Annotated in this window: 25 protein-coding genes and 2 other annotated features (1 of these 27 running past the window's edge); of the genes, 1 reads left to right on the top strand and 24 read right to left on the bottom strand. The window is 38.3% G+C overall.

From position 1 onward, the window contains the following. Positions 1–150 (top strand) — a binding site (T-box leader); it begins 46 nt to the left of the window's first position. An 82-nt stretch (positions 151–232) separates the two neighbouring features. Then, the gene (gene serS, locus G558_RS0102755; RefSeq protein ID WP_028828802.1) at positions 233–1,510 is read left to right on the top strand and encodes a serine--tRNA ligase; all 1,278 of its coding nucleotides are present in this window, start codon (positions 233–235) and stop codon (positions 1,508–1,510) included. 82 nt (positions 1,511–1,592) lie between these two features. Here the strand turns inward: serS and G558_RS12190 are convergent, their stop codons facing one another. From G558_RS12190 to G558_RS0102635, 24 genes are all read right to left on the bottom strand, one after another. After that, positions 1,593–2,045, bottom strand: a complete 453-nt coding sequence (locus G558_RS12190) for a nucleotidyl transferase AbiEii/AbiGii toxin family protein (RefSeq protein ID WP_051188422.1) — start codon at positions 2,043–2,045, stop codon at positions 1,593–1,595. Continuing rightward, positions 2,042–2,635 (bottom strand): type IV toxin-antitoxin system AbiEi family antitoxin domain-containing protein, encoded by a 594-nt coding sequence (locus G558_RS0102745; protein WP_028828801.1) that lies wholly within the window; start codon positions 2,633–2,635, stop codon positions 2,042–2,044. Before G558_RS0102745 ends, G558_RS12190 begins: the two co-directional genes overlap by 4 nt. Before the next feature lie 174 nt (positions 2,636–2,809). Continuing rightward, complete coding sequence (locus G558_RS0102740) at positions 2,810–3,370, bottom strand: hemerythrin domain-containing protein (RefSeq protein WP_028828800.1); 561 nt, start codon at positions 3,368–3,370, stop codon at positions 2,810–2,812. 13 nt (positions 3,371–3,383) lie between these two features. Further along, complete coding sequence (locus tag G558_RS0102735) at positions 3,384–3,992, bottom strand: hypothetical protein (protein WP_028828799.1); 609 nt, start codon at positions 3,990–3,992, stop codon at positions 3,384–3,386. A 1-nt stretch (position 3,993) separates the two neighbouring features. Then, positions 3,994–4,200, bottom strand: coding sequence for a DUF1858 domain-containing protein (locus tag G558_RS0102730; protein ID WP_028828798.1), 207 nt, complete (start codon positions 4,198–4,200; stop codon positions 3,994–3,996). Between the two features lie 191 nt (positions 4,201–4,391). Then, a complete protein-coding gene (locus G558_RS0102725; RefSeq protein WP_242825199.1) occupies positions 4,392–5,105 on the bottom strand; it encodes a Crp/Fnr family transcriptional regulator in 714 nt (237 codons plus the stop codon). Between the two features lies 1 nt (position 5,106). Continuing rightward, a complete protein-coding gene (locus tag G558_RS0102720) occupies positions 5,107–5,937 on the bottom strand; it encodes a sulfurtransferase (RefSeq protein ID WP_028828796.1) in 831 nt (276 codons plus the stop codon). A 55-nt stretch (positions 5,938–5,992) separates the two neighbouring features. Then, on the bottom strand, positions 5,993–8,494 hold the full coding sequence (locus G558_RS13310; RefSeq protein WP_084502797.1) for a bifunctional diguanylate cyclase/phosphodiesterase: 2,502 nt from the start codon (positions 8,492–8,494) through the stop codon (positions 5,993–5,995). 174 nt (positions 8,495–8,668) lie between these two features. Then, positions 8,669–9,598 carry an ABC transporter permease gene (locus G558_RS0102710; protein WP_028828794.1) on the bottom strand — a complete coding sequence of 310 codons (930 nt, stop codon included), beginning with the start codon at positions 9,596–9,598 and terminating at the stop codon, positions 8,669–8,671. Next, positions 9,598–10,656: an ABC transporter permease gene (locus tag G558_RS0102705; RefSeq protein ID WP_028828793.1), complete on the bottom strand. Its 1,059-nt coding sequence runs from the start codon at positions 10,654–10,656 to the stop codon at positions 9,598–9,600. The genes G558_RS0102710 and G558_RS0102705 overlap by 1 nt, the downstream gene beginning before the upstream one ends. Continuing rightward, on the bottom strand, positions 10,657–12,240 hold the full coding sequence (locus G558_RS12180; RefSeq protein WP_051188421.1) for an ABC transporter ATP-binding protein: 1,584 nt from the start codon (positions 12,238–12,240) through the stop codon (positions 10,657–10,659). It abuts the gene before it with no gap. Between the two features lie 88 nt (positions 12,241–12,328). Further along, on the bottom strand, positions 12,329–13,432 hold the full coding sequence (locus tag G558_RS0102695) for a BMP family ABC transporter substrate-binding protein (protein ID WP_028828792.1): 1,104 nt from the start codon (positions 13,430–13,432) through the stop codon (positions 12,329–12,331). Between the two features lie 192 nt (positions 13,433–13,624). Continuing rightward, positions 13,625–14,215 (bottom strand): xanthine phosphoribosyltransferase, encoded by a 591-nt coding sequence (locus G558_RS0102690; protein ID WP_028828791.1) that lies wholly within the window; start codon positions 14,213–14,215, stop codon positions 13,625–13,627. A 20-nt stretch (positions 14,216–14,235) separates the two neighbouring features. Then, positions 14,236–15,516, bottom strand: coding sequence for a DUF1015 domain-containing protein (locus G558_RS0102685; protein ID WP_028828790.1), 1,281 nt, complete (start codon positions 15,514–15,516; stop codon positions 14,236–14,238). A gap of 65 nt (positions 15,517–15,581) precedes the next feature. Continuing rightward, on the bottom strand, positions 15,582–16,496 hold the full coding sequence (locus G558_RS0102680; protein ID WP_036931449.1) for a D-2-hydroxyacid dehydrogenase: 915 nt from the start codon (positions 16,494–16,496) through the stop codon (positions 15,582–15,584). A gap of 37 nt (positions 16,497–16,533) precedes the next feature. Continuing rightward, positions 16,534–17,613: a pyridoxal-phosphate-dependent aminotransferase family protein gene (locus tag G558_RS0102675; RefSeq protein WP_028828788.1), complete on the bottom strand. Its 1,080-nt coding sequence runs from the start codon at positions 17,611–17,613 to the stop codon at positions 16,534–16,536. 86 nt (positions 17,614–17,699) lie between these two features. Beyond that, positions 17,700–17,953 (bottom strand) — a binding site (T-box leader). A 77-nt stretch (positions 17,954–18,030) separates the two neighbouring features. Further along, the gene (locus G558_RS0102670) at positions 18,031–18,744 is read right to left on the bottom strand and encodes a beta/alpha barrel domain-containing protein (protein WP_051188420.1); all 714 of its coding nucleotides are present in this window, start codon (positions 18,742–18,744) and stop codon (positions 18,031–18,033) included. Positions 18,745–18,757: 13 nt separating this feature from the next. Then, the gene (locus G558_RS0102665; RefSeq protein WP_028828786.1) at positions 18,758–19,408 is read right to left on the bottom strand and encodes a Dph6-related ATP pyrophosphatase; all 651 of its coding nucleotides are present in this window, start codon (positions 19,406–19,408) and stop codon (positions 18,758–18,760) included. Between the two features lie 24 nt (positions 19,409–19,432). After that, entirely contained in the window at positions 19,433–20,428 is a 996-nt protein-coding gene (locus tag G558_RS0102660) for a ParB/RepB/Spo0J family partition protein (RefSeq protein WP_028828785.1), read from the bottom strand. After that, the gene (locus G558_RS0102655) at positions 20,415–21,248 is read right to left on the bottom strand and encodes a ParA family protein (protein ID WP_028828784.1); all 834 of its coding nucleotides are present in this window, start codon (positions 21,246–21,248) and stop codon (positions 20,415–20,417) included. The genes G558_RS0102660 and G558_RS0102655 overlap by 14 nt, the downstream gene beginning before the upstream one ends. 15 nt (positions 21,249–21,263) lie before the next feature. Beyond that, complete coding sequence (locus G558_RS0102650; protein WP_028828783.1) at positions 21,264–21,662, bottom strand: hypothetical protein; 399 nt, start codon at positions 21,660–21,662, stop codon at positions 21,264–21,266. A gap of 196 nt (positions 21,663–21,858) precedes the next feature. Next, a complete protein-coding gene (locus G558_RS0102645; protein ID WP_028828782.1) occupies positions 21,859–23,436 on the bottom strand; it encodes an amidohydrolase in 1,578 nt (525 codons plus the stop codon). A 30-nt stretch (positions 23,437–23,466) separates the two neighbouring features. Continuing rightward, positions 23,467–24,777: a branched-chain amino acid transport system II carrier protein gene (brnQ, locus tag G558_RS0102640; RefSeq protein ID WP_028828781.1), complete on the bottom strand. Its 1,311-nt coding sequence runs from the start codon at positions 24,775–24,777 to the stop codon at positions 23,467–23,469. Between the two features lie 301 nt (positions 24,778–25,078). Continuing rightward, positions 25,079–26,194, bottom strand: coding sequence for a M20 metallopeptidase family protein (locus tag G558_RS0102635; protein ID WP_028828780.1), 1,116 nt, complete (start codon positions 26,192–26,194; stop codon positions 25,079–25,081). Positions 26,195–26,211: the final 17 nt, after the last annotated feature.

The raw sequence follows: 26,211 nt of genomic DNA, 5'->3' as shown, positions 1-26,211 counted from the left end.
GAGCAGATGGTTGGTGTGAATCTGCAGAGAACCTATACGAATCTACCTTGGAGCCTGCAGGAAAACCTGCACGCCGCCTGCGTTACTGGCAAAGAGCTGAGCATTTTTATGCTAATTTAGGTGGCACCGCGGATAACCTTCGTCCTATTACTGGATGTAAGGGTTTTTTTATGCGGTTTTTTTATTTTTATCAGGAATCATTTAAAATTTATTATTATACAGGAGGTATCATATGTTAGATATAAAACGTATTAAACAAGACCTTGAAATCATAAAACCCCTCATGGATTTAAGGGGAGAAGCTGACTTTTCACTTGAGGAAGTGATTAGGCTTGACAATAAAAGGATTGAGCTTCTTCAAAAGGTTGAAGTTATGAAGAGCGAATCTAATGCTGATTCAAAGCTTATCCCTCAGTACAAAAAAGAAGGCAAGGATACTACAGAGTTAATGACTGAACTCAAAAGACTTTCAGATGAAATAAAAGTACTTGATGAAGAAGTTAAAGCAGTAGAGACAGAGCTGTTTAACAAGATGCTTACAATCCCAAATGTCCCAAATCCAAAAGTAATAAAGGGTGACACAGATGAAGATAATCTTGAAATCAGAAAGTGGGGACAGCCCGCTAAATTTGATTTCCAGGCCAAGGCTCACTGGGATGTAGGAACAGATCTTGGTATACTCGATTTTGAAGCAGGCGGAAAAATTACAGGAGCCAGATTTACACTTTATAAGGACCTTGGTGCAAGACTTGAGCGTTCTTTGATGAACTTTTTCCTTGATACCCATACTTCAAAACATGGTTACACAGAGATGCTTCCTCCTTTTATAGCCAACAGACAGAGCTTTACCGGAACAGGCCAGCTTCCAAAATTTGAAGATGACATGTTCAAGCTCCAGGGATTTGATTATTTCCTTGTACCAACGGCAGAGGTCCCAATTACTAATATCCACAGAGACGAAATCCTTAACGCAGATGAGCTTACTCTAAAATACTGCGCCTATACACCATGTTTCAGAGCAGAGGCGGGTTCAGCAGGCAGAGATACAAGAGGCCTTATAAGACAGCACCAGTTCAACAAAGTTGAGCTTGTAAAATTTACAAAACCTGAAGATTCATACCAAGAACTTGAAAAACTTACTGCCGATGCAGAAACAATGCTTCAGATGCTAGGACTTCCTTACAGAGTAGTTCAGATATGTTCTGGAGACCTCGGCTTTACTGCAGCCTTTAAATACGACCTTGAAGTATGGATGCCAAGCTACGGAAGATATGTAGAGATTTCTTCATGTTCAAACTTTGAAGACTTCCAGTCAAGAAGAGCCAACATAAGATTCAAGCGTGACAAAGCTTCAAAACCAGAATTCGTTCACACTATAAACGGTTCTGGACTAGCAATAGGAAGAGCAGTGGCAGCTATACTTGAAAACTACCAGATGGCCGATGGTAGTGTCAAAATCCCAGATATTTTAGTATCTTACATGGGAACTGATATAATTAAAAAGAAATAGAATTTAAAAAAGATAGATCTTCAAAAAACCCTCCGAAATCTGCTTAAGTGCAGACCGGAGGGTTTTTGATGTAATCTTATAATTAAATATTAACAAATTCAGTCATATCCCATAAATAAGCCACTGCATCTCTTATATCTTTCCACGAAACATCCTCAGCGTAGCTATATTCCTTCTGATATCTTCTCCAATACTCCTGAAGAAGTTGATCTTCAAAAATATCATTAATCACCTCTTCTCCATATTGTAGATTACGGAGTGAGTTTCTCCGTTTAGCTGTCTCAAATAAAGCCTCCTTCAAAAAATCACTTTTAATGTTCTCATTTTGCAGTTTTAACAAGATATACAAGTCGTAAAAATCTCTCATTCTTGTATTTGTAATACCTCTTGAAATAAGGGTCTCCATTTTTTCAGCAACTACAGTTTCGATATTATAGGTTAAAATTTGAATGCTTCGATTTTCCAAAAGCAAATTGAATTCATATACAATTTCTCCTGGTGTTATTTTGTCTCCTGTAGTAATATCTATTTTCATTGGAACATCTCCGCGTATTTTCTTGTTATGTTGTAAATCCTGAGCTCTTTTGCATATTTTAATAATTGGTTAATATTTTTTTCTTTATTTCTCATATATCTTTTTAGCGCGTCATTTAAAATTGAAATATCCATATTATTACGATTGCAAATAATATCGCAGATTGTCCTCTCTTTATCGTATACTCTTATTGGCCTGTCGAACATCGTTTTCATCTCGATGACTCCCAATTCATGAAGTTCCTTTTTTACTTTATGAACTTTAATACCCTGACATTTCAAGTTCGAAGCATTATAGCCATAAGGTACTGTCACAGATAATTCAATAGGATCTCGATCGGCTAAGTCATGAAGATACAGAGCGGTTTCATGAGAAAAAATAGCTTTTCCTGCTCTTGCCTGTATAATATACATTTTATCCTCAAAAGCATCAGGTGATAAGTAGACACCTTGAGCTACTCGTTCTAACAATCCTTCTTTATTTAATATAGACAAATATTTTCTGGGGATACCTTGTGCTTCTGCATCCTTTGTCAATAACAAACCATTGTTCTTTTTAATCAGCTCAACAAGTTTTTCTCTATGTCCCATAAAAACATCACCTTTCTTTTTTCCCTTTTACACTCTTATTATACTTTAAAGGAGCATAAAAGGGAAGTTATTTCTTGTGATAAATTTCCATGTGCATACAAAAAAACCGCATAAACCCTTTTTTATCAAGGTACATACGGTTTTAGTCTACTATTTTATTTAATAAAGTTATTTCTATCTGCTGTATTTTGTAGTCATTTCTTCAAGAAGTGCCATATATTTATCTACTACGCCATCTGCAAGAGCTTTTTCTTCAAATCTGTCACTGTCTTCGTTGACTTTCTCTATAGATTCTTTAGAAAGATTTTTCTGTGCATATCTGAATACCAGAGTGTTCTCTTTTTCTATGTGTCTCTCAAGAAGCGACGCATAGCCCGCCGCATTTGCAACTATTCCAAGCTTTGCCTGAGTTGAAGGTTTTTCGTCATAGCTGTCAAGCGCCTTTTCAAGATCAGACATATAGAGTCTCCCAAGGTCATGCTCTACCATCATCCCGTGGGTTATGAGGTTTTTGCCTATCTTTCCAAGTTCTTTTATCATATGATCAAAAAGAAATTTTTCTTCCTTGCCATGATGATGTCCGTCAGCATAAGTTCTTACAAAATCTATCATCTTCCTGAAATCTCCGGTGTCTGGCTCCTGACCTTCAATTACATACAGGCAGGCATTATTTACCGTGCCCAGAAACGCCAGTATATTATCGTGCTCTTTTACAAGTATATCTACGCTTTTCATCAGTTTCTCCTTTTTATTTACGCTTTATTTCGTTAGTGTTTTCATCAGCTCTTATATATTCAAAATTACTTCCATAAAGCATACCTTCTATTAGAGAGGCTCTCAGATCATAATAAAGCGAAATGTCTCCGCCAACCGCATCCCAGTAAGGCTTGTGTACGCATGTATTTCTTACCCAAACGGCATGATCATCTTCTTCTGTAAGAACCTTATTTGCTCTGTCACACGGCATTCCATCAAGAAGGTTGTCACTGAGGAATCTGTATATCATATCCGCGCTGTCTATACCTGCCGCGCTCTTTTCTTTACCTGATTCAAAAAATATCCTCTTTAGATCTTTTATTCTTTCAGGATCTGCGGCAAGTAAATCTACAACAAGTTCCGCAAGTCTGTTTTCTACAACTATAACCCTGTCTTGAAGCCATCCGTGGATATTTGAGCCGTCTATTATATCTTCAAGAGGCTGTTTTTCAAGCTCTCCATATTTAAGTCTCAATTGCTCTCTTAAATTATCTTCTTTTCCAAAAGTTTCTGCATAGGCAATAACATTTTCTACCATCTGATCCTGAAACTGAATCTTGTTAAAAAGCCAGTGGTGTATAGGTCCTAAAAATGCACTCATATTAGCACCCCTTTTTTTCAAGGTAAGCATTAAGTTTTGCAGTTAAAGCGTCCGGATCTATTTCATGTACAGCGCATGCTTCTTCAAGTGACTCCAGCTGAGCTGAAGGACATCCAAGGCAGTGCATTCCGTTTTCCATAAATATTGGAGCAAGCCCCATTTCCATTCTCAGTATATCTCCCATTATCATATCTTTAGTTACTTTCATTTTGTACCTTCCTTTTCTCATCAATTAGATTATATGACTTAATATATATTTTTTATTTTTTTGTCTGAACTGTTTCTGTAACTTAATAATACTACATCAAAAACAAAAAATCCGTAACATTTATTACGGATTTTGGGCTTTTTATTAAATTTTGGTTATTTTTTATTTCAGATTTTTTAGCTCAGCTGTTTTTACAGTTCTGCCTCGAGTGCGTCAAGCTCCACAATTTTTATATTTTTTCCATCCACATTTATCAGTCCCTCGTCCTGCATTTTCAAAAGTTCTCTCGAAAGTGAGGGTCTTGCCACTATAAGATAATCAGCAAAAACTTCTCTGTTCATTTTCATTTTGATAAATCCCTTACTGTCACAGTTGTCCAGCAGATATTTAGATATTTTCTGCCTCAAAGACCCGCTCGAAAGTATCTGAAGTTTCTGGCCCAGGTAATAGGCTTTTTGCGCAAGTATACCCAGCATATTATCAATCAATTTGGAATGGTAGTTGCACTTGTTAGAGCATGTACTTGAAAAGAATTCTCTGGGTATCATCATGACTTGTGCCTGATGAGTTACAAGAGTGTAAAAATCATATTCATTTTTTGGAAGAAAAAGATAGATTTCTCCAAAAATATCTCCAGGACGCTCAATAACAGTTACAATCCCGCGTTTCCCAGAAATCGAATCCTTACAAACTGCCACTGCCCCCTCTAAAAGCACAAAAAGATATTTTGGAGTATCATCGTGATCAAATATTATTTCATTCTTATCTATGGCTTTTACAGTAGCTCCAGAGCATATGAGTACCTTTTCTATTTCCGATTCAGTCATATCCGCGAATAGAAAGCTCTTTTTGAGTGCTTTTGTTATCGCTTTAAGCTTTACCCCTTCAATTAAAGAAATCATCATTTTAATTTTCTCCCGTAGCTATTATACTGTCCTCATAGGTTATATAGTCACTCCAGCTTCCTACATAAAGCTTTGACTTTATTCCAATCTCATCGAGCGCTATAATGTTTACAGGTCCCGATACACCCGAACCACAGTGTACAATAACTTCACCGTAATTCTCAGTACCTTCAAATACAGTCTTTATTTCATTTAGACTCTTGTATTTTCCATCATCCATCAATACCTTTTCATAAAAGCTGTTTTTAGCTCCAGGAATGTGTCCAGCCTTTACGTCTATGGCTTCTTCTCTTCCTGTATATCTCGGATTGGACCTTGAGTCTATTATGATTACCTCATCATCATCAATGGCTCTTCTTATATCCTTTATATCTGCTATTATATCTGAGTTTAATTTCATTTCTATTTTCCCTTTTTCAGGAAGTGGAGGAATTTTGTCAGTGAGCTCATATCCGCTCTGTGTCCAAGATTTTATTCCACCGTCGAGAATTTTCACATTTATTGGGCCTATATACTTGCACATCCACCAGAAACGGCTGGCAGGAACAATATCCTCATCATAAACTACAACCTCTGTGTTTGTGCTTATCCCATATTCCTCGAGTTTTTCCCGGAATGAGTTCATGTCCTCTGGAAGCGGATCTCTTCCTCCATGCTCTGTAACAGGCCTGCACATATCGTTTTTCAGATCTATATGAAATGCGCCTTCAATATGCCTTTTTTCATATTTTTCTCTTCCCTCTGAAGCTATCATAAAATTGTTGGTAGCATCTATTACTACGACCTTGTCACGGTTTTCATAAAGATACTTTGCATCTGCGAGATTTTTCATATACTGTTCTCCTCTTATTGTATTTTGTTATATTATACTACATTTGTAAAACATTTTAACCATCTTCATGTTTGACATCTTGGTTTTTTTCAATAAACTCTATTATATACTCGTTGCTGAGTGGTCTTGAAAACAGGAAGCCCTGAGCTAACAGGCAGCTGTTGTTGATAAGAAAATCCATCTGTTTTCCAGTCTCTACGCCCTCTGCAATAACATCCAGGTGAAGTACCGAAGCAAGCTCTATTATTATTTTAGCAATGGCCCCATCATCTTTTTCAGGAATTTCTTTTATAAAGGTCCTGTCTATCTTTATCCTGTCTACTGCAAATTTTTTGAGGTAAGAAAGCGAAGAATAACCCGTTCCAAAATCGTCTATTGCAGTCTTTATCCCCATATTTCTGAAACTCTCAAGTATTATTTCACACTCTTGCTCATTATCCATCAGGATGCTTTCTGTTATCTCTAACTCGAGCAGATGCGGAGGGAGTTTGGTCTCAATCAAAACATCGCTCACAAGAGAAACTATATATGGATTCTTGAACTGTATTCTGGAGAGATTTACCGCTACTTGTATGTCCCAGCCTCTTTTGTGTAATTCATACCCAAATTTGCAGACATTTCTAAGTACCCACTCTCCAATCGGAATTATAAGGTTGTACTCTTCAGCTACTGGTATAAACTTGTCTGGTGGAATCATTTCACCATCATGTTTCCATCTCAGCAAGGCTTCCATGCCCTTGACCTTTTTTGTTTTCATATCTATCTGCGGCTGATAATATACCATGAGCTCTTCTTTTTCGAGGGCATATCTGAGCCTGTTTTTAAGCTCATATTTATATACTGATTGTTTGTTTATGTCCATATTAAAGAATTCAAAGTCCATACTCGTGTCATTTTTGGCATTGTTGAGTGCAGATGTGGCTTTTTTCAAAAGCTCTTGACAGTTGCCTGCATCAGATGGATACACGCTGATTCCCATAGTCACATTAACAAACATACCTTCTCCTGCTACTTTGTGATAATTGTTGATCTCTGTGCTAAAATCGACTATAAACTTATATAGCTGCTCGTAGTTTTCAACACCTGTCTTAAATACTGCAAATTCATCATTTCCCAGTCTTGCAACTATATCTTTTTCATCTGCCAGTTCTGTCAACTTCCTTGAAAAGGTAAGCAGTACCTGATTTCCAAATTCAAATCCTCTTGCTTCATTTATGAGTCTGAAGTTGTCTATATTTATTAATATCATAGAGTGTATATTTCCTGGCGAAGGATTTTTGTCTATAAAACTGGCTACCATAAACTCAAAGTAATCCGTATTATAAAGCTTTGTGAGGCCGTCAAAATTTTTAAGGCGATGTATATCCATCTGGATAGTTTTTCTTCTTTCTATTTCCTCAAAAAGTTCCTTATTTCTATCATCCATATCCACTATATTCTTTTCTATGCTCCTACTCATATAATCCAGTTCCTTGGCCAAAATCCCTATTTCATCAGTTCTTTGAAAATATTTTTCCGGTATTGTAATTCTGCGATCAGATTTTTCATAGCGCTCTATATTCTCCGACATTTCGATTATAGGCCTGGTTATTCTGCCTGTCAGGCTTATTATAAATGCGGCAATAGCTGCTATTATTCCAGACAGTATTATCAGATTTGATTTAAGAAAATTTTGTACCGGCATTATTACCTCGGATTTTGGAATGATTGCTGCCACCACAAGATTTGAATGATTTACCGGAACATAAGCCATATAGTTCTTCCTGTTATTGGTCTCATATTCCACAACTCCCGATTGGCCTGATAAAATCACATTCTTCATATCTGACAGATAATAATCTGCGTCAGCTATGTCCGTTTCTCTAGAGATATTTAATTCTGGGTGATATATTACTTTTCCATTCTGGTTTAAAATAAGGATGTATCCGTTTTCTCCAACCTTATACTCACTCATCATTTTATAAATATCATCTATCATTATATCTATCGCTACTGCACCCGCTATAATTCCTTCATTATAAAGGGGTCTTGCTATAGTAACAGCCACACTCCCAGTTCGCGCATCTACATACGGAGCGCTCAGATTCATTTTCTGGGTATTTACCATCTCTTTGTACCAGATTCTGGTATCAAGATCAAAGCCCTCCGCCATATCATGATCATAAAGGTCTGCTATTATGTCATTTATACTGCTTGGCGCTATATATACAAGAGCAATGCTATCATCTATTGACTTTATTCCCTTAAGTTGGTCCACAGCTCTTTTATAGAGCGGATGTGAGCGTTTATATTTTTTATTCTTAATTTCTATGGCAAGTGCACGAAAATCATGATTGGCTGCCATCTGTTTTACCAGAATATCATATCTGCTTATGGTGCTTTCTATTTCAGATGAAATAGCTACTGCGTCCTTAAAAAGCCCCGCCCTGCTACTCTTTTCAAAAAAATCTCCGACAGTTTTGTATGAAATGACAGCATAAATAGAAAATATACTTATTATGAAAACCATTAAAATAACACCACTACTTCTGATCGCACTTCTCCTGAACCATCTCATAAATTGTCAACTCCCTGCCCTTTGAAATTTCAGTTCATCCTTGAACTTGCCTATTCCAAAATTTATACCCAGTAAAAGGCTCTTCTATCATGCGCATAATTAAAAAACGCCAGAAAAAACTGATTTCTCAGCCTCTCCGGCGTTAAAATATTATTTGACAAAAAAAGTAATATCCTATCTTTCTTCTCTAAAGTAAGGTATGCTCAAATCCGCAGGAGGCATGTCCTCTGGTTTGTTTTTTCTGGTACTTATTATAAGTACCACAATAGTTGTCAGGTAAGGCAGCATGTCTATAAGATATTGAGAAACGTGTATTCCCATCCCCTGGAGCCTGAAGCCAATTATATCGAGTCCTCCAAAAAGAAGAGCTCCAAACATTGCTTTTACAGGTTTCCATGATGCAAATATTACAAGAGCTACTGCAATCCAGCCTCTTCCTCCCGTAACTCCCTCTTGCCATACAGGTATAGTAACAAGTGAAAGATATGCCCCGCCAAGACCTGCTAGAGCTCCACCTATTATAGTGTGGACATATTTGTAGACACCTATGTTTATACCAGATGCATCTGCCGAAGCAGCACTTTCTCCAATGGATCTTAGGTTAAGCCCCCATCTTGTCTTATAAAAATATATGAGCGTCCAAAAAGTAACTATATAGCCCAGATATACAAATACATCATGCTTAAAGAGCACCGCTCCTATAAAGGGTATGTCTGAAAGAAGTGGAATCTCAACTACTCGAAAGAAGCTCTTTATAGCTTCAGGAGCAACTTTTCCTACATAAGGTTTTCCCACAAAACTTGCAAATCCAGTTCCAAATATAGTCAGTGCAAGCCCGGTAACAATCTGATTTGCCCTTAGAGTTATAGTTATCACCGCATATATGAGCGCTCCCGCCGCACCGGCAAGTATAGCTCCAAGCAGGGCAAGCGCAGCGTTTTGAGTGATGTATCCAGTAGAAAATCCTACCACAGCTCCCATTATCATCATACCCTCTACTCCAAGGTTCGTGTTTCCAACTCTTTGTGTGTATATCTCTCCTATTGTTGCAAAAAGAAGGGGTGTTCCAGCAGTTATAGCCGCTGCAAAAATATCAATCCACATTATTTATCCCCCTTTACAAACTTATATCTTATAAAGAATTCACTTCCAAGTACAAAGAAAAGTATTATCCCTTGAATCATTTCAGCAACTGCAGAGGGTATCTGCATAGCTATCTGAATATAAACCCCGCCTTGCAAAAGAACCGCAAAAGCAAGAGAAGTTATCAATATAAAGTGAGGTTTTAACCCAGACAGCCAGGTAGTTATTATAGCTGTAAAGCCAAGTCCTCCTGAAAGCGTTGAAGTAAGCGTTTTTTCAATAGCAGAAGCCTGGATCATTCCAACAAGGCCACAAAGGCCTCCTGATATTACAAGCGCCATTATAATAATTCCGTTTACGTTCATACCCGAATACTTTGCAGTGTTAGGGCTCTCCCCAACTACTTCTATCTCGTAACCTTTTTTTGTATATTTCATAAAAATGTACATAGCCGCCGAAAGTATCAGGGCTATAATCCATCCTATATGAACACCAAAAAGGCTGGGAAGATGAGCATTTGGAGCAAAGCTGGCAACCTTTGGAAATCCCGAAGCATTAGGGTCCTTCCATGGTCCATACTGGAGGTACTGAACTATCTTTATAGCTATATAGTTTAGCATCAGCGTGAATATAGTCTCGTTGGTCCCCAGTTTTACCTTGAAAAATGCAGGTATGAGTGCCCAAAGTCCCCCACATACTATAGATGCCAGTGCCATAAGCAGGAGCAGGGGAAATGATGCCATGTTGTCAGCATAGTTTAAGGCAATATAGGATGCACCCAGGGCACCCATCATAATTTGTCCTTCTCCTCCGATGTTCCAAAACTTCATCTTGAATGCCACAAGTATACCCAGCGAAGTTATTACAAGAGGTATAGCCTTTGTTATGGTCTCTTGTATTCTCATCTCAGTTCCAAGGGCACCTGAAATCATCTTTGTAAAAACCTGAACAGGATTGTATCCAATTATCGCCATGAATATGCCTGTAAATACAAAAGATAGAATAATTGCTAAGGCCCTTACCATCATGGCCTGTTTACCTTCAAGCTCATCTTTTTTAATTATATTATAATTTAGCAATTATTTCACCTCCTTCTTTTGTGCTTTATCTTTCAAGTCTTCTTTTTTCTGTTCTATGGCAAGCTTTTCTACGTCTTCCATAGTTCCACCTGCCATAAGCACCCCGACTTGTTCTTTTGTAGTCGTAGCAGTGTCTACTATTCCTGTCATTCGCCCCTCATAAACGACTGCTATTCTGTCGCATATCTCAAGCAGAACATCCAGGTCCTCTCCTATAAAGAGTACCGCAGTGCCTTTTTTCTTTTGTTCATTTAAGAGGTCATATATCTTATACGAAGCTCCAATGTCTAGCCCTCTAACCGGATATGCTGTTATGAGAAGCTTGGGATTGGCATCTATCTCTCTTCCAAGTAAGACCTTTTGAATATTACCACCAGAAAGCTTTCTTACAGGGTGGTATATATTGGGTGTAGATATTTCAAGTCTTTCTACTATCTCATGGGCCTTGGATTCCATTATCTTCTTGTTAAGGAATATACCTGGCTGATTTTGATAATCCTTTAAGATTATATTATCTACAATGTCCATAGAGCCTACAAGACCCATTCCAAGCCTATCTTCGGGTATGAATCCCATTCTTACTCCCATATTTATAATTTCTCTTGGGCTCTTATCTATTATATTCTCGCCTTCAAAATATATTCTTCCAGAATTGGTCTTCATGAGCCCAGCGATGGTCTCACAAAGTTCTTTTTGTCCACTTCCTGCAAGTCCCGCAACTCCGAGTATCTCTCCTCCGTGAACACTAAAGGTAACATCTTTAAGCGCATATCTTTTATCTTTGTCCAGCACAGTAACTTCATCAAGTTCCAGCATGGGTTTTTCGGATTTTATGATCTGAGGCTTTTCTATAGAAAGATCCACTGCCTTTCCAACCATCATCTCAACTAGCTCTGATGAAGTTGTTTTTTTGGTCTCAAGCGTCTGGATTGACTTTCCTTTTCTAAGTACCGTAACTCTGTCACTTATCTCCATTACTTCATTCATCTTGTGAGTTATGATGATTATTGAACAACCGCTTTCTTTCATATTATTGATAATTTTAAAAAGCCTCTTTATCTCTTGTGGAGTCAGGACAGCTGTAGGCTCGTCCATTATGAGTATCTTTGCCCCACGATAAAGTACTTTTATTATTTCCAGAGTCTGTTTTTCCCCAACTGACATATTATATACTTTTTTACCAGGATCTACATCCAGTCTGTATTTATCAGATATGGCTCTGATTTCTTTAGTCAGGGCCTTGCCTTTTATAAAGAAGCTTCCCTTTTGTCCAAGTATTATGTTTTCTTTAGCAGTAAGTACATCTATGAGCTTGAAGTGCTGATGTATCATACCTATTCCAAGTTCAATAGGTTCACTGGGTGAATCAAAATGTTTTTCTTCTCCATAGACAAAAATAGAACCGCTGTCAGGACGGTATATTCCCGAAAGCATGTTCATAAGTGTACTCTTGCCCGCTCCGTTTTCACCAAGCAACGCATGTACTTCTCCTTCGTATATGGTCAGATTGACGTTTTCATTCGCCTTAATGCTCCCAAAGCTCTTTGAAATATCAATCATTTCTACAGCTTTATTCTTTTGCATTTTTCCTCCACAAACTATTTAAATTAAAATAAAAATGCATTCTCAGAACATGGCAGTCATGCTCTGAGAATGATAACATTATATGTTATTATTTAGTTGTTCCTTTTACTCCCTTAACAAGATAGTTCATCTGCCAGATTTGATCTCTTGTAAGTTTTTCACCTTCTGCTACCACTACATCTCCCGCCTGATTCTTTATAGGTCCGGTAAATGGGTTAAAGTCTCCACTTTCAATCTGAGCTCTAACTTCTGCAACATTGTCAGCAGCTCCTTCTGGTGCAACACTTGTAAGTGGAAGAAGATCTACGTATCCCTCAAGCATATTTCCATAGTAACTGTCTACTTTCCAAGTCCCATCTATTACAGCTTGAACCTGGTCAACATAGAATATTCCATGATTCCACACAGGAGCTGTCATAAATGCTTCTGGTGCAGATTCTTTTGTATCGGAATTGTATCCTATAGCCCATACGCCTTTTTCCTGAGCAGCAACTTGTGGTCCAGTAGTATCACAGTGCTGAGCTATTACGTCGCATCCTGCTGAAAGAAGGGCTTCTGCTGCTTCTTTTTCTTTAGCTGGGTCATACCATGAGTTTGTCCATATAACCTGAACTGTTGCTTCAGGATTTACTGACTGTGCTCCAAGTGTGAATGCATTTATTCCTATGAAAAGCTCTGTAAGTGGGAATGCACCAACAAAACCAATCTTGTTTGTTTCTGATTTAAGTCCTGCTACAATACCAGAAAGATATCTTGCCTCTTCCATAGCTCCAAAGTAGTTTCCAAAGTTTGTATCATTCATCTTATATCCGGAGAAATGCATGAATTTAACATCTGGATATTCTGTTGCAAGTTCTTCAGTTGCATCCATGAAACCAAAGCTTGTAGAGAATATTATTGAAGCTCCTTCGTCTATCATTATCTTTGCCGCATTTTTTACATCCTGCATTGTTTCAGGAACACTTTCCTGATAGATAGTTCTTACCTTGTCTCCAAGTTTTTCTTCAAGGTAAAGTCTTCCTCTGTCATGGGCATCTGTAAATCCGCCGTCACCTACAGGTCCAACGTATATAAATCCAACAGTTATAGGATCCGCGCCGCCTTCTTCTGTGGAATCGCCGCCTGAGCCGCATCCAACCAGTGCAGTAAGTGAAAGAACTAAAATTAAAGCCAGTGATAATATTTTTTTCATATCAATCTCCCTTTATTTTTTTTTATCTGTTTATGACTCAATTATATACAATCGCCGAGAAATTGTAAATACTTTTAACCAAAAAAATCGTAAATATTTTACGATTTTTTTGTATATAGTTCCGTATATCCCGAATTATCACACTTGAAATCCTATCAGATGATTCTATTTTGTCTTTTTTACAAACAACATCTACTCAGAATCATAATTCATAAACTCGAGAGTCCCATCATCATATATCTTGCTTATTACCGCCAGAGATTCTACCTTGTAGCCTTCGTCTCTGAGCTTTTTTCCGCCGCCCTGAAATGCTTTTTCTACCACAGCGCCCAGACCCATAACTTGTCCGCCAGATTGCTCAACGAGACTTATCAGTCCCCTGGAAGCCTCTCCATAAGCCATAAAGTCATCAATTATAAGGACTTTATCTCCCTCTTTTAGATATTTTTTGGTGACTTTTGCCAGTGAAACGGTCCCTTTTGTAAAGGATTTCACCTCTGCCCCGTAATATCGTTCAGTCATTGTGTTGGGTTGTGATTTTTTTGCAAATACAACAGGTATATAGTCCATGTGAACCGAGGTTATTACTGCAATCCCTATTCCCGAAGCTTCTATTGTAAGTATCTTGTTTATCCCAAGCCCTTCAAATCTCTTTGCAAATTCTTTTCCAATCTCATCCATCAGCTTCATGTCCATCTGATGATTTATAAAAGAATCCACCTTGATTATATGACCTTCTCTGCCTTCTCCATCTTTGATTATCCTATCAATAAGTAATTTCATTATTTCATCCTTTTCTTTATTTAGAACTTGTGTATAAAAAGTCCACTTTTTAATTTTGGTTCAAACCAGGTTGATTTAGGTGGCATCACCTGATTATTGTCACTTACACTCATTATATCTTCAATCTGAGTTGGATATAAAAGAAATCCAAGGCCTCTTCTGTATCTCACAAGAAGCTTTGCCTCTATTTCTTCGAGCATATTCTCTCCTCCAAAAAATTCTATCCTTTTGTCCGTCCTCGGATCTTTTATGCCTAGTATACTCCCAAGAAGATTTTCCTGCAAGATAGAAGCATCCAGAGATGCAACTGAATCATTTTCATCATAAGTTCCTTTTTTTGGTACAAGTCTGTAATATTCTTCTTCCATAATCATAGTTATATGTTTCTTGTTTTTGGGCTGTATTTTCTCAAGCTTAGCATCATAATCAAATCTTTCATCTGCACTTAGAAATATCTTTTTTATATCAAATTTTTCTGAGATTTTTTTTACAAATTCGTCCTTGGTCATACCATTCATGTCTTTTACAAGTCTGTTGTATGGCATAATAAAAAGTTCATCTGAAGGAAATACCACTGACATGAAATAATTGAAATTTTCATCTCCACTGTAACCCGGATTTTCCTTTCTCTTAACCACACCAACATTATATGCCGAAGCAGTTCTGTGATGACCATCTGCTATATAAAGTGAATCCATCTCCGCAAATATTTCTGAAATTTCTTTTATATGCTCTTCTTTGTTAACCACCCACAGTATCTGAGCAACTCCGTCATCTGTAATTAAATCATATTCTGGATTGTGGTCACGAGTGTATTTGCTTGTAAAGCTCTTAAACCTTTCATTTTCATTGCAAAAAAGAAATACAGGCTCCGTATTAGCTTCACATGCGTAAAAATGGTTTATCCTGTCCGCTTCCTTGTCAAGGCGAGTAAACTCATGCCTCTTTATGTTTCCGTTCTTGTAATCGTCAATTGCGGCGCATCCCACTATCCCAGTTTGAGCTCTGCCGTTCATTATCTGACGATATATATAATACGATTTTGAATCTTCTTGAAAAAGTATACCTTTTTTTTGAAATTCTTCCAGAGTCTCTTTTGCACTCTTGTAAACCTCTTGTGAATAAGGATCCTGGTCCTTGTTAAAATGAATTTCACTCCTAGTTACATGCACCAGGCTTTTTGGATTCTTTCCAAGTTCTCTGGCCATTGCAGTATCTATAACATCATAGGGTGGTGCCACAACATCTTTTACGGTCTCTTTTGCAGGTCTTAATGCCTTAAATGGTTTAAGTGTAATCATTTTCCCCAATCTCCTTCTCTTATTATTAAACAAATCCTGCTTGTATACTCTATATTGTGAACAAATTATATGGCTTTGTCAATTATATTATCAAAAAAATCAATTATTGTCTCTATTGTTTCTCTGCCTATTCTCATCTGAGCTTCTTTTGTAGCCGATCCTATATGGGGCGTTACACATACCTTTGGATGGTTCACAAGCTCGAAATTAACGGCAGGTTCCTTTTCAAATACATCTACCCCAGCCCCGCTTACCCTGTCAGTGTTAAGTGCCTGCAAAAGTGCCTTTTCATCAATTACATTTCCCCTGGCTGCATTTATTATAAATACTCCCTTTTTCATTTTTTCAAATTCTTTTTCTCCAATTACAGCGCTCCCTGTGTAAGGCGTATGAACAGATATGAAATCCGCATTTTCAACAAGCTTTTCAAACTCTGTGTATTCAAATTTCTCATGATTTTTTACACATGTATCGTGAAATATGACTTGCATTCCAAGCGCAGAAGCTTTTTCTGCAAGCGATCTTCCAATCCTTCCAAAGCCTATGACTCCAAGCGTTTTTCCAGCGAGTTCTATGCCTTCATATTCCTTCTTATTCCACTTTCCGTCTCTCATAGTGACATTTGAAATAGAAATAAATCTTGCAAGGCAAAACATATGACCAAGGACCAGCTCTGCAACAGAATCGCTGCTTGCGTTTGGAGTATTTCTTACCTCTATCCCTTTTTCTTTTGCATAACCTGCATCAATGTTATCTATTCCAACACCAGCCCTTACTATCAGCCTTAGTTTTCCATATGTTGCTGCGTCTATTATATCTCTATCGACCCTTGTAGCAGACCTTACTATCAGTACCTCAAAATCTCTTATCTTAGTCTTCAATTCCTCTTTGTCATAATGCCCTTTATCCAGTAGGAATCCTCTTTTTGTAAATTCATCTGCCGCTATCTTATCTATTCCATCATTTGCAAGTATTCTCATAGTATTCTCCTTTACATATACACTTAATATAAACACCTTATTTGAGTCCTAGTATCTCATCCATATTATCAAGCAGCTCTTTGATATGTTCTGGAGTTGTATCTGCCATATGAGCTATCCGAAAGGTCTTGTCTTTGAGGTCTCCGTATCCGTTTGAGATCATCATGCCCCGCTTTTTAAGCTCTTTGTTGAGCTCAGCTATATCTATATTTTTCGTATTTAGAACAGCCGTGACAGTCCTTGATGCTATGTCATCCCCTGCAAGTACATCAAAATTCTTTTTTGCCCAGGCTCTGACCATGTGCATCATCTCCTGATGCCTGTCGAATCTGTTTTCAAGGCCTTCGTGATTGAGTATATAATCAAGTTGATAATCGAGTGCAAACATATGTGCCAGAGAAGGTGTAGAAGGGTACTGATAGTCCTTCTTTTGAATAAAATCATAAAGCTGAAGAAGGTCCAGATAAAACCCTCTGTTTTCTACGGTCTTGGCTCTTTCTACTGCTTTTTTGGAGAATGTGCAGGCTGCCAGGCCAGCAGGAAGTCCCAGGCATTTTTGGCTTGAGGTTATGCATATGTCTATTCCAAGCTCATCTACATCTATCCTGTGCCCGCCTGCAGAACTTACCATATCTACACAAAATATTACATTGGGATATTTCTTTACTGCTGCTCCAATTTTTTCTAAATCATTTACCACTCCGCTTGAAGTCTCGTTATGAGTTATGGTAACCAGATCATATGCCCCCGTAGCAAGCACTTTATCTACTTCATCAGGGTCAGTTGCTTTTCCCATCTCCACTTCATAAAGATCCGCCTCTACTCCATTCCATTTGCCCATTTCGTACCATCTCTTGCCAAAAGCCCCTATTGAAAACACGGCCGCTTTTTTGGCCGTACAGGTCCTTATAGCGCCTTCCATAAGCCCGCTTCCAGAAGTAGTTGATAAAAGTATTTCTGATTTTGTATTCCAAAGTATTCTAAGATTATCTGATATACGTCTTTGCAGCGCTGATGCTTCCTTTGTCCTGTGCCCAATCTGTGGCATGGTCATTTTTTCAAGTACATCTTCTCTTACGCTAACTGGTCCTGGTATAAAGAGTCTTACATTTTCCATATTTTCCTCCGGTCTGAAATCAGCAAATTTGTTATTTCCTGGGATCGTTGGCTTTTTTGGGTATAAAAAAAGCTTCCGTCCCTTAAATCAGGGACGAAAGCTGTAAGTTCATCTGTATTTATGTATACAAACACTGCACTCTTCCGCGTTGCCACCCAAATTAGCAGTCCTCAAAACGTCTAAGGCTCTACTCACTCGTTCCCTGTAACGCGGGTTAGACGGCTCTATTTTCATAAAGCAGCTCGAAAGGAGATTCATTAAAATCGGATACAGTCTTTCACCTTGCGACTGCTCTCTATAATCCGTAACTCTAATTACTAATCTTTGTTATAGCTTTTGTTTATTGTTTATCATCATACATTCTTTTCAAAAAGTTGTCAAGAATATTTTTGTTTTTTTAAAATGTTTTTTATTTTCTTACAATTCTTCTCTGTATTTTTCCATTATCTCAGCAAAAAGCTCCGCAGAAGTTGGTGGAGTATAGGTTATGGCATTTGCTCCAGCATTTATAGTTTCTCTTATGCTTTCATTGGTAGGCCCCCCAGTTGCTATTATAGGAAAATCCGGACGTATGGCTCTTATTTTTCTTACTATATTTGCAGTATTGGCTCCACCAGAAACATTGAATATTCCCACTCCAGCCCTTATTCTAGCTTCAAAATCTTCTTTTTCCGAAACAACAGTTATTACAATTGGAATGTCTATTCTGTCTCTCATCTCACTTACAAGTTCATTGGTTGCAGGTGCATTCATAACGACCCCGTAGGCTCCTCCAAGTTCTGCATGAAGGGCTATATCTACAGACCTCTGCCCAGAAGTAAGTCCACCTCCCACTCCACAAAATACAGGAGTAGAAGACACCTCCATTATGGCCTTGGTTATAGAAAGCTGGGGTGTAAAAGGGTATACAGCGATAACTGCATCGGCATTGTTGTTGTTTATTATAGCCAGGTCAGTCGTAAAAATCATCGATTTTATCCTTTTACCAAATATTTTTATACCTGAAGCATCTCTTATAACATCTGGGACTGTAACTATTCTCTTTTTCAGTCTGGATTCAATTATAGGCATCCTTTTCGGACCCGAACTGTCAACCTTATGCTCCACATTATCATAATAATTATTTTTCATAAATGCTCCTTGTCTATGCCAGCTCAATCTCCCTTGAGTAGCAATACTCATTTTCTAAAATCTTTCCAAGCCTTAGATTTATCCCCTTACTGAAGATCGGCCCGTCATAAACAAGGGTATGGTATTCGCCATTCTCGCCACATGAATCTATGCCCATCATTTCAAACTCCTCTATAAGTTCGTGGTCCAAAACTCTACCCAGATATTTCGAATCCAGATACTTTTTGTTAACTTTTTTTATAGCTGCCTTGTATCCCTTGTCTACAAATTCACTTACAAGTTTTCTCCTATTTTCCTGCCACAGGGGAAAAACAGCCTCTATCCCCAGATTTTGGGCCCTCTCCTCTGCCCACTGCCTGTGAGATTCTATATCAATATCTCCAAATATACAGGCCTGAGCTCTTGTTATAGCTATCATCTGTCTCATGCTCTTCTCATAATCTAAAGTATAGTCATCTCCTTGTCTGCATGGACAGAAAAATACAGGTATAGCCAGATTCATGCTCACAGCCTCAAGTATATCGTGATTTATATCATGAAACCAGGAACTCCCATCTATATCTACTGTAACAAACAATCCCGCTATTTCATGCCCCTGCTCCAAGGCTCTGTCCAGGCTCAGAACACTGTCCTTACCCCCTGAAAAAGATGCCAGCATCCTCATAATGTCCTCCCCGCTTTTCAAATTCTAATTATCATTTGCATGCTCTGCAAGCAAGTTCTTTATTCTTTCCATTATCTCTGGTTCTTCAATAACATAATGCCTGTTTTTGCCATTTTCTCTTAGGCTTATCTTAATATGATTTCCATCTTCTTTTATCTCATTCATTATAGAATCCATATCAGTCTGAGTAAGGGAAGGTTTAAGACTTGCAAGAGTTTTTGCCGGATATTTTTTTATATCTCTCAGATGCATTTTTGTTATATAAGATTGTACGTTTGGCTTTAGACCCGCGAGTTTTGCAGCGAGTTCAAGGGATAGTTTACCCTCATAAAACTCATTTAACATGGTCTCATTGAGGCTCTCCAGCTTCTTATACCTGTCTATGTGTCTTCCACTTAATTTAAACTCTCTTGCCACGATTTCTCTGGTCTTTATATTCTTGTATTTTTCTTCATCAGAGCTTTTTCTTCGCTGCTGAATTATCTTGTATTTTTCAATTATACTCCTGGTCATGAGTTTTTGACCCAGCTGCCTTTGAACGTAGTTGGCATCAATTATTATCTCTCTTGCTTCGTCATCACTTATATCTTCTTTTATGACTGCCATTATCTGGTCGTATTCTTGCGGATCTATTACAGAGTCATCTTTCATCTCAAGAAGACTGCTGTTTCGGCCATTTTTTATCTCCTGGAGTTCCTTTTTAATCTGAGCAAAAGCCCTGACACGGTTGTGACCCGAAAGTATTGTGTGGCGGTCTCTTTGCTTTCTTACAACGATAGGATGAAGCAGGCCGTGTTCATAAATCGACTTTACCAGCTTTGAAAATTCTTCACCTTCAAGCCTTGGATAAAAGTTCCACTCCTCTGGTGCGGTCTCAAGGTAATCTACATCTATCCTTACAATCTGATCAGGTTTTTCTTCTGCTTCCTTAAGAGGAGCCAGAGAATAAGAGCTCCTGTCAAGCGACACATTTGCAAAACTCATCTTTGAGCCTATATCTATTTTCTTAGTTTTTGACACGTTTGATCACCTCTTTTGCCAGATCATGGTACTGGATTGTGGCTCTGCCCTTTGGAGCATAGTCCACCGCCGTCACATTGTTCCACTGGGCTTTTTCTATGTTGGTATCAATTGATATTCTTGTATCAAAAAGGAGTTCATCTCCAAAAATATTTGTAAGTAGGGTCTGGGCCCTTTCATTCATGATCTTGTTATTAGGCCTGTACATGGTCATGAGGATTCCAAGTATACTGAGATTTTCATTTATTTCTGTAAACTGATTATAAAAATCTATGAACGTCCTGATTCCTCTTATTCCAAACATAGCCATAGGAACAGGTATTATTACATGGTCTGTTATGTTAAGTATATTTGCTGCCAGGTCCCCCAGATGCGTGGATGTGTCAAATATTATAAAATCATATGCATTTTCAGCAACAAGACTCTTCATGATTTTTTTCAGTATCGCTTCTCTTTGATACTCATGATGAAGGTCAAATTCTATCCTGCCAATATAGTCATCCCCTGCTATTATATCGAGATTACTGTATTTTGTAGGTATTATAAAGTCTCTCACATTACCCTTGCTGCGTATCATCTGGTATATGGTCTTGTTGAAATCTATGAGCGTAAGTCCAAACTCTACAAGTGATTCATCCACCGTAAAACCCAGTGTATTAGTAAGATCCATCTGAGAGTCACAGTCCACAGCAAGCACCCTGTACCCTTTTTCACCCAGGGTTCTTGCCAGCATGGACGCTGTAGTGCTCTTTCCAGACCCTCCCTTGGAATTTGCTACGGTCACGACCGCTGTTTTATCAAGCTTGATTTTTCCCGACACTTCTTCCTCCCTTCATTACATAGGTCTTGTTCTTACAGTTTCTATTATCTCACCTATTACCATTATTATAGCTGCTCCCAGATACTGATTCACAGATACTGCCAGTATACTCGTCACCACAAATGTGACCTCAATCCAGTTTGTTGTGGTCTGCGTTTTTTTGACAAGTACCTTAATAGTCCTGAAAAGTGGCTGATATATGAGCATAGTAAGCGCTATCATAAGATATAGATTTTGTATCTTATCTGGAACCTTGAAGTACATGGCTACTATGATTATAAATATCGACGATCCCAGCTTTCCCAGCTGCCTTGCAAAGCGCTCTTCACTGTTTTTATTAGAAGCCAGCAAGACCGGTTTCCCAGTATTTCCTTTTGTATTGTTAATCTTATCTTTTTTCATATTCTCCGCCATTATTCTCCTCTTAATTTATAATTAAAAAATTATTTTGTGAATTTTTCATATGTTTTTATTATAACATTTGATTTATCTTGGTGCAATGAATTGGCAAAATTAAAAAACGCCTATCTACGCCACAAAAAAATCCCGAATTATTCCATTCTCTGCATTTTGCAGATGTTGAATAATCCAGGATTCTAATTATCTAAGTTTAATGTTGTTTCTTATAGATCTGTTCTCCTTTTATAAAAGTCTCTACTACTTCAACCTTGTCTATATCTTCTGAAGATACTTTGAATATATCTTTATCGAGAACTATAAAATCGGCATGATACCCTGGTATAAGCTGCCCCGTAAGTGGTATATTGCACACAACTGCAGCCCTTTTTGTGTATAAAAGAATTGCCTGCTCTACAGAAATTTTCTCAGCCTGATTTATATCCTGCCCCCCATGAGCTTTTCTTGTAACTGCTGCCTTAAGTGACATAAATACGTCTTCAGGTACCGCCCATAAAGTTGCAGGACTGTCCGACGCAAGCGCCAGGTGCTCAATTTTGTCATAAGAGCTGCGCAGCCTTGTCGCCATGTTGAATCTTTTATCATCGAGATTTTTTCTCCAAGAATCATATTCTGCATACAAAAAGTCAATGTTCATAGTCACGCCGATGCCAGCTGATCCTATCTCATCAATCATTTCATCACTCAAGATAGAGCAGTGCTCTATCCTTACAGAAGGAGCTCCTTCTACCCACAAAGGCTTGTCTTTGAAGTAATCTATAATGAACTGTATGGCCGAATCTCCCATAGCGTGGATTATTATCTGAAGGTTTCTGACTTTGGCATATTCGTAAAGCTCTTCCATCTCTTCTTCAGAACCAAGAGGCATTCCTCTCTCATCGCTGTTTGGATAAGGCTCCTTCATGAACGCTGTGTGTCCAGATATGCTGCCATCAAGGAAAAATTTAAGTCCCGTAAATCTGACAGTCTCTTCAGGGTCATCGGTATATTTTATTTCAGCTCGTCCGCTGTCCATGTAATCTTTGAATTTTTTATAGATTGCAATATGCTGCTTAAATCCTGATTTTTTTGCATCCATATACATTTCGTAGTCATCCGGCATACCCATAACCTCTGTAACTCCTGTTATCCCAAGGCTTGCAAATCTGTTGGTCAGATCAGCTATAGATTTTATGCGTTCTTCATGCGTGACTGGATTTCTGAATTTTTCTACGTACCAGTGAGCGGCTTCGTAAAGGGCCCCCGTAGGTTCACCATATTCGTCTTTCTCGATTATCCCCTCTGGAATATCTGGAGTATCCTTGTTTATTTTCGCAATTTCAAGTGCTCTCGAGTTAAGAACTCGGGCATGGAAACACGAACGAATTATCTGTACAGGATAAGTTGTTGAGACTCTGTCCAGATCTTCTTTAGTAGGAGTTCTGCCCTCAGCAAGCTTGGATTCATCAAATCCCCATCCATCAATCCATGAATCAGGATCTGTGTCATCAACGGTTTTTTTGAGCGCTTCGATCATATCGTCAATGCTGTTTACAAATGGCGGCATACATGCAACTTGATTTTGTACACTTGCAACATAAACAGGATGTATATGTGAGTCTATAAAGCCCGGAAGCACAATTTTTCCTTTTAAATCTATATATTCGCCTTCTATTTCAGCAGTTTCACCAGTCCATGCAATCTTTCCATCAGCTACTCCAAATGCTGATACAAACCTTGTTTCATCTTGTCCAGTGAAAATCTTTCCGTTTGCGTAATAATCAACTTTCATTGTTAAATTTCCTCTCTAAAAATGTACATATTACTTATCTTTTCCAACAAATCCACCTATAGCTCCACCTAAAATCGAAGGAAGTACCCAAGCAAACCCCTGAGAAGCCAGTGGGATAATAGTATATATCCCCGTAATAGCTGCAGGTATAGAGAATCCCATTATTGCTCCTATAATACCAAAGCTGTCATAAAGTCCTATTATTGCAGCTGCCAGAACCGCACCTTTCCATACTCCGTTGTTAGGCACATACTTCTTGAAACATCCAAGAATTACAATAACAATTGAAAGCGGATATATGAACATAAATATAGGGCCTGCTATCACAATTATCTTAGCAACTCCACCTAATGCCTGAATAATAGCTATTACAGCTACGAATGCAACCCCAGCTTTATAGGGAATCCTGCCTTTTGAAAGATCGTTAATATATCCTGCTATTACTGACATGAGTCCAGTTGATGTAGTAAGGCATGCCACTATCACGCATACAGCAAGCACGTTCATGAGTATGTTTCCGCCAAGCATCTTAACAAGCCCTACAAGAAGCACAGTCTGGTCAGTATCAGACGGGAAATTCGATCCCCCTGTTGCTCCCAGATACTCAAGTCCTCCATATACAAATGTCAGCATTACAAATGCAACAAGGCAAGCTTTGATAAGCGCCGACATTCCCATTTTTTCAGTAGTAAGTCCGTATCCTTTGTCAACAATTGCATTTATAAAGATTACTCCACACAGCAGTCCCGTAAGAATATCCCCAATTTGATATGCATTGCTGAATCCCATATAAAATGCGTTTTCGATTCCAGTATCAACAGGAACTCCTACAGGATTAACTATCGCCAGTCCTATTATAATCGCAAGTGCTACAAGCAGGATAGGTGTGAGCAGTTGACCCACTTTATCCACAACTTTTGCAGAGTTAATACAAAACCAGGCTGACAATCCAAAAAATGCGATAAGCGCCACAGGATGAAGTATAGCCTCGTTAACATTTGGAAGCAGGGTTCTTATCCCAGTTTCATAAGCAACCGCACCAACTCTTGGATGTGTTATCATCAGTCCAAGACAGATCATTATAAAAAAGTTGTAAAAGTGGTAAAACCAAGGCGTTATTGGCTCTGTTAGCTTTTGAAAAGTTCCACCACCATTACCAATCGCAACAATTGCAAGTATCGGCAACGCTATCCCTGTTATTATAAGGCCAATCATTGCAGGAAACCATGCAGCACCAGCAGTTTGTCCTATCCATGGCGGAAATATAAGATTCCCAGCACCAAAGAAAATTGCAAAAATCGCAAATCCTATGACAAGTGTGTCTTTTGTAGATTTTTTCATTTTTAAACTCTCCTTTAAACCAATAAAATTATGTAATAATTGCCCACATCTATTAATAATGCAATTTTTATGCCAATTACAGAATTTATTGATAATAATATTTATTTTCTATACAAAAACTTAATATAGACCGCTTTCTTTCATTTGTTATTATTAAAAACACGATAATTATTAGCATAAATAAAAAAAACATCAGATATTTTGTAAAAATTTTTACATTTGTGTAAAATTAAAGCTGCCATCAAGTACGATTCAACGTAAGGATGGCAGCTTTTTCAGAAGCACCAGTATTTAGTTTTATCTAAAGTGCAGAAAGCCCCTTGAAAAGCTCTACCGCCGTCTCTATTATGTCATCTCTGAAGTCAAAGTTATAAGTGTGCACAGGCGCATAGTCCTCGCCGTTTCCGATGTAGCAGATTGCACCCTTTGTATGCTTGAGATACTCACCGAAGTCCTCTGACCCCCTGAATGCCTCTTTCATTTCCACAAGCTGCATGCCTTTTTCAAGGCTTACCCTTCTTATCTTATCTGCACTCTCACTGTAGTTGCAAGTCTCAGGAAAAACATCATTATACTCAAAACTCACGCTGAGACCGTATTTTTCTGCCTCGCTTCTTGCAATGCTCTCAAGGTTTTCACGCAACTTGTCCATCTCGACTTGATAAAGCGCCCTTATGGTAAGCAGCAACTCTCCTCTACCCGGAGAAACCCCAAATGCCCTTTCGCCAACGTCCACCTGTATTACTGTACATAAGACCATTCCCTCGTTTTTTTCCGGAGAAATGAGTCCCGGTATCGCATCAATTATCTTTGCAATTGCAAACGCAGGATTTTTCCCTTTTTCTGGTTCACTCGCGTGCGAAGGCTGACCCTCCATCTTTATTGTCATCCCGCTTGACGCACAGTTTGCAGTCCCATCCTTTATGTTTATCGACCTGTGAGCCATAGAGCTCATGTTGTGAAATGCAAATATCTCATCTATATTGTTTTCTTCAATAAACACGCAGGCTTCTCTTGCTCCTTCGCCAGTCTCCTCCGCATGCTGGAACAAGAAGTATATATTATTATCCGAGCCTTCCTGATCAATCTCCATGGCAAAAGCCGCAAGACTTGCCGAGTGGCCGTCGTGCCCACACTTGTGTGAAACCCCCGGAGTTTTTGAAGCATATTCAATCGTATCCGGTTCTTGCATTGCAAGCGCATCAAAATCTGCACGAAACGCTATATTTCTCCTGCCTTTTTCAGATCTGTATACTGCATAAAACCATCTTCCCCTGTCCACGATTTCAAGGCTTGTGTTTTCTCTTAAAAACTCCATAATGTGATTCCTCGTCCATACTTCCTGACTTGAGAGTTCTGGATGCTCATGCAATTCGTGACGAAGCTTTATCGCCTTTTCAAGATTCTCTTTTCTCAATTTCCTTCTCCTTATAA

The organism is Proteocatella sphenisci DSM 23131 (assembly GCF_000423525.1).
Lineage (GTDB): Bacteria > Bacillota > Clostridia > Peptostreptococcales > Filifactoraceae > Proteocatella > Proteocatella sphenisci.
The sequence above is the reverse complement of the archived record's forward strand: the minus strand, read 5'-3'. Positions and strand labels throughout refer to the sequence as shown.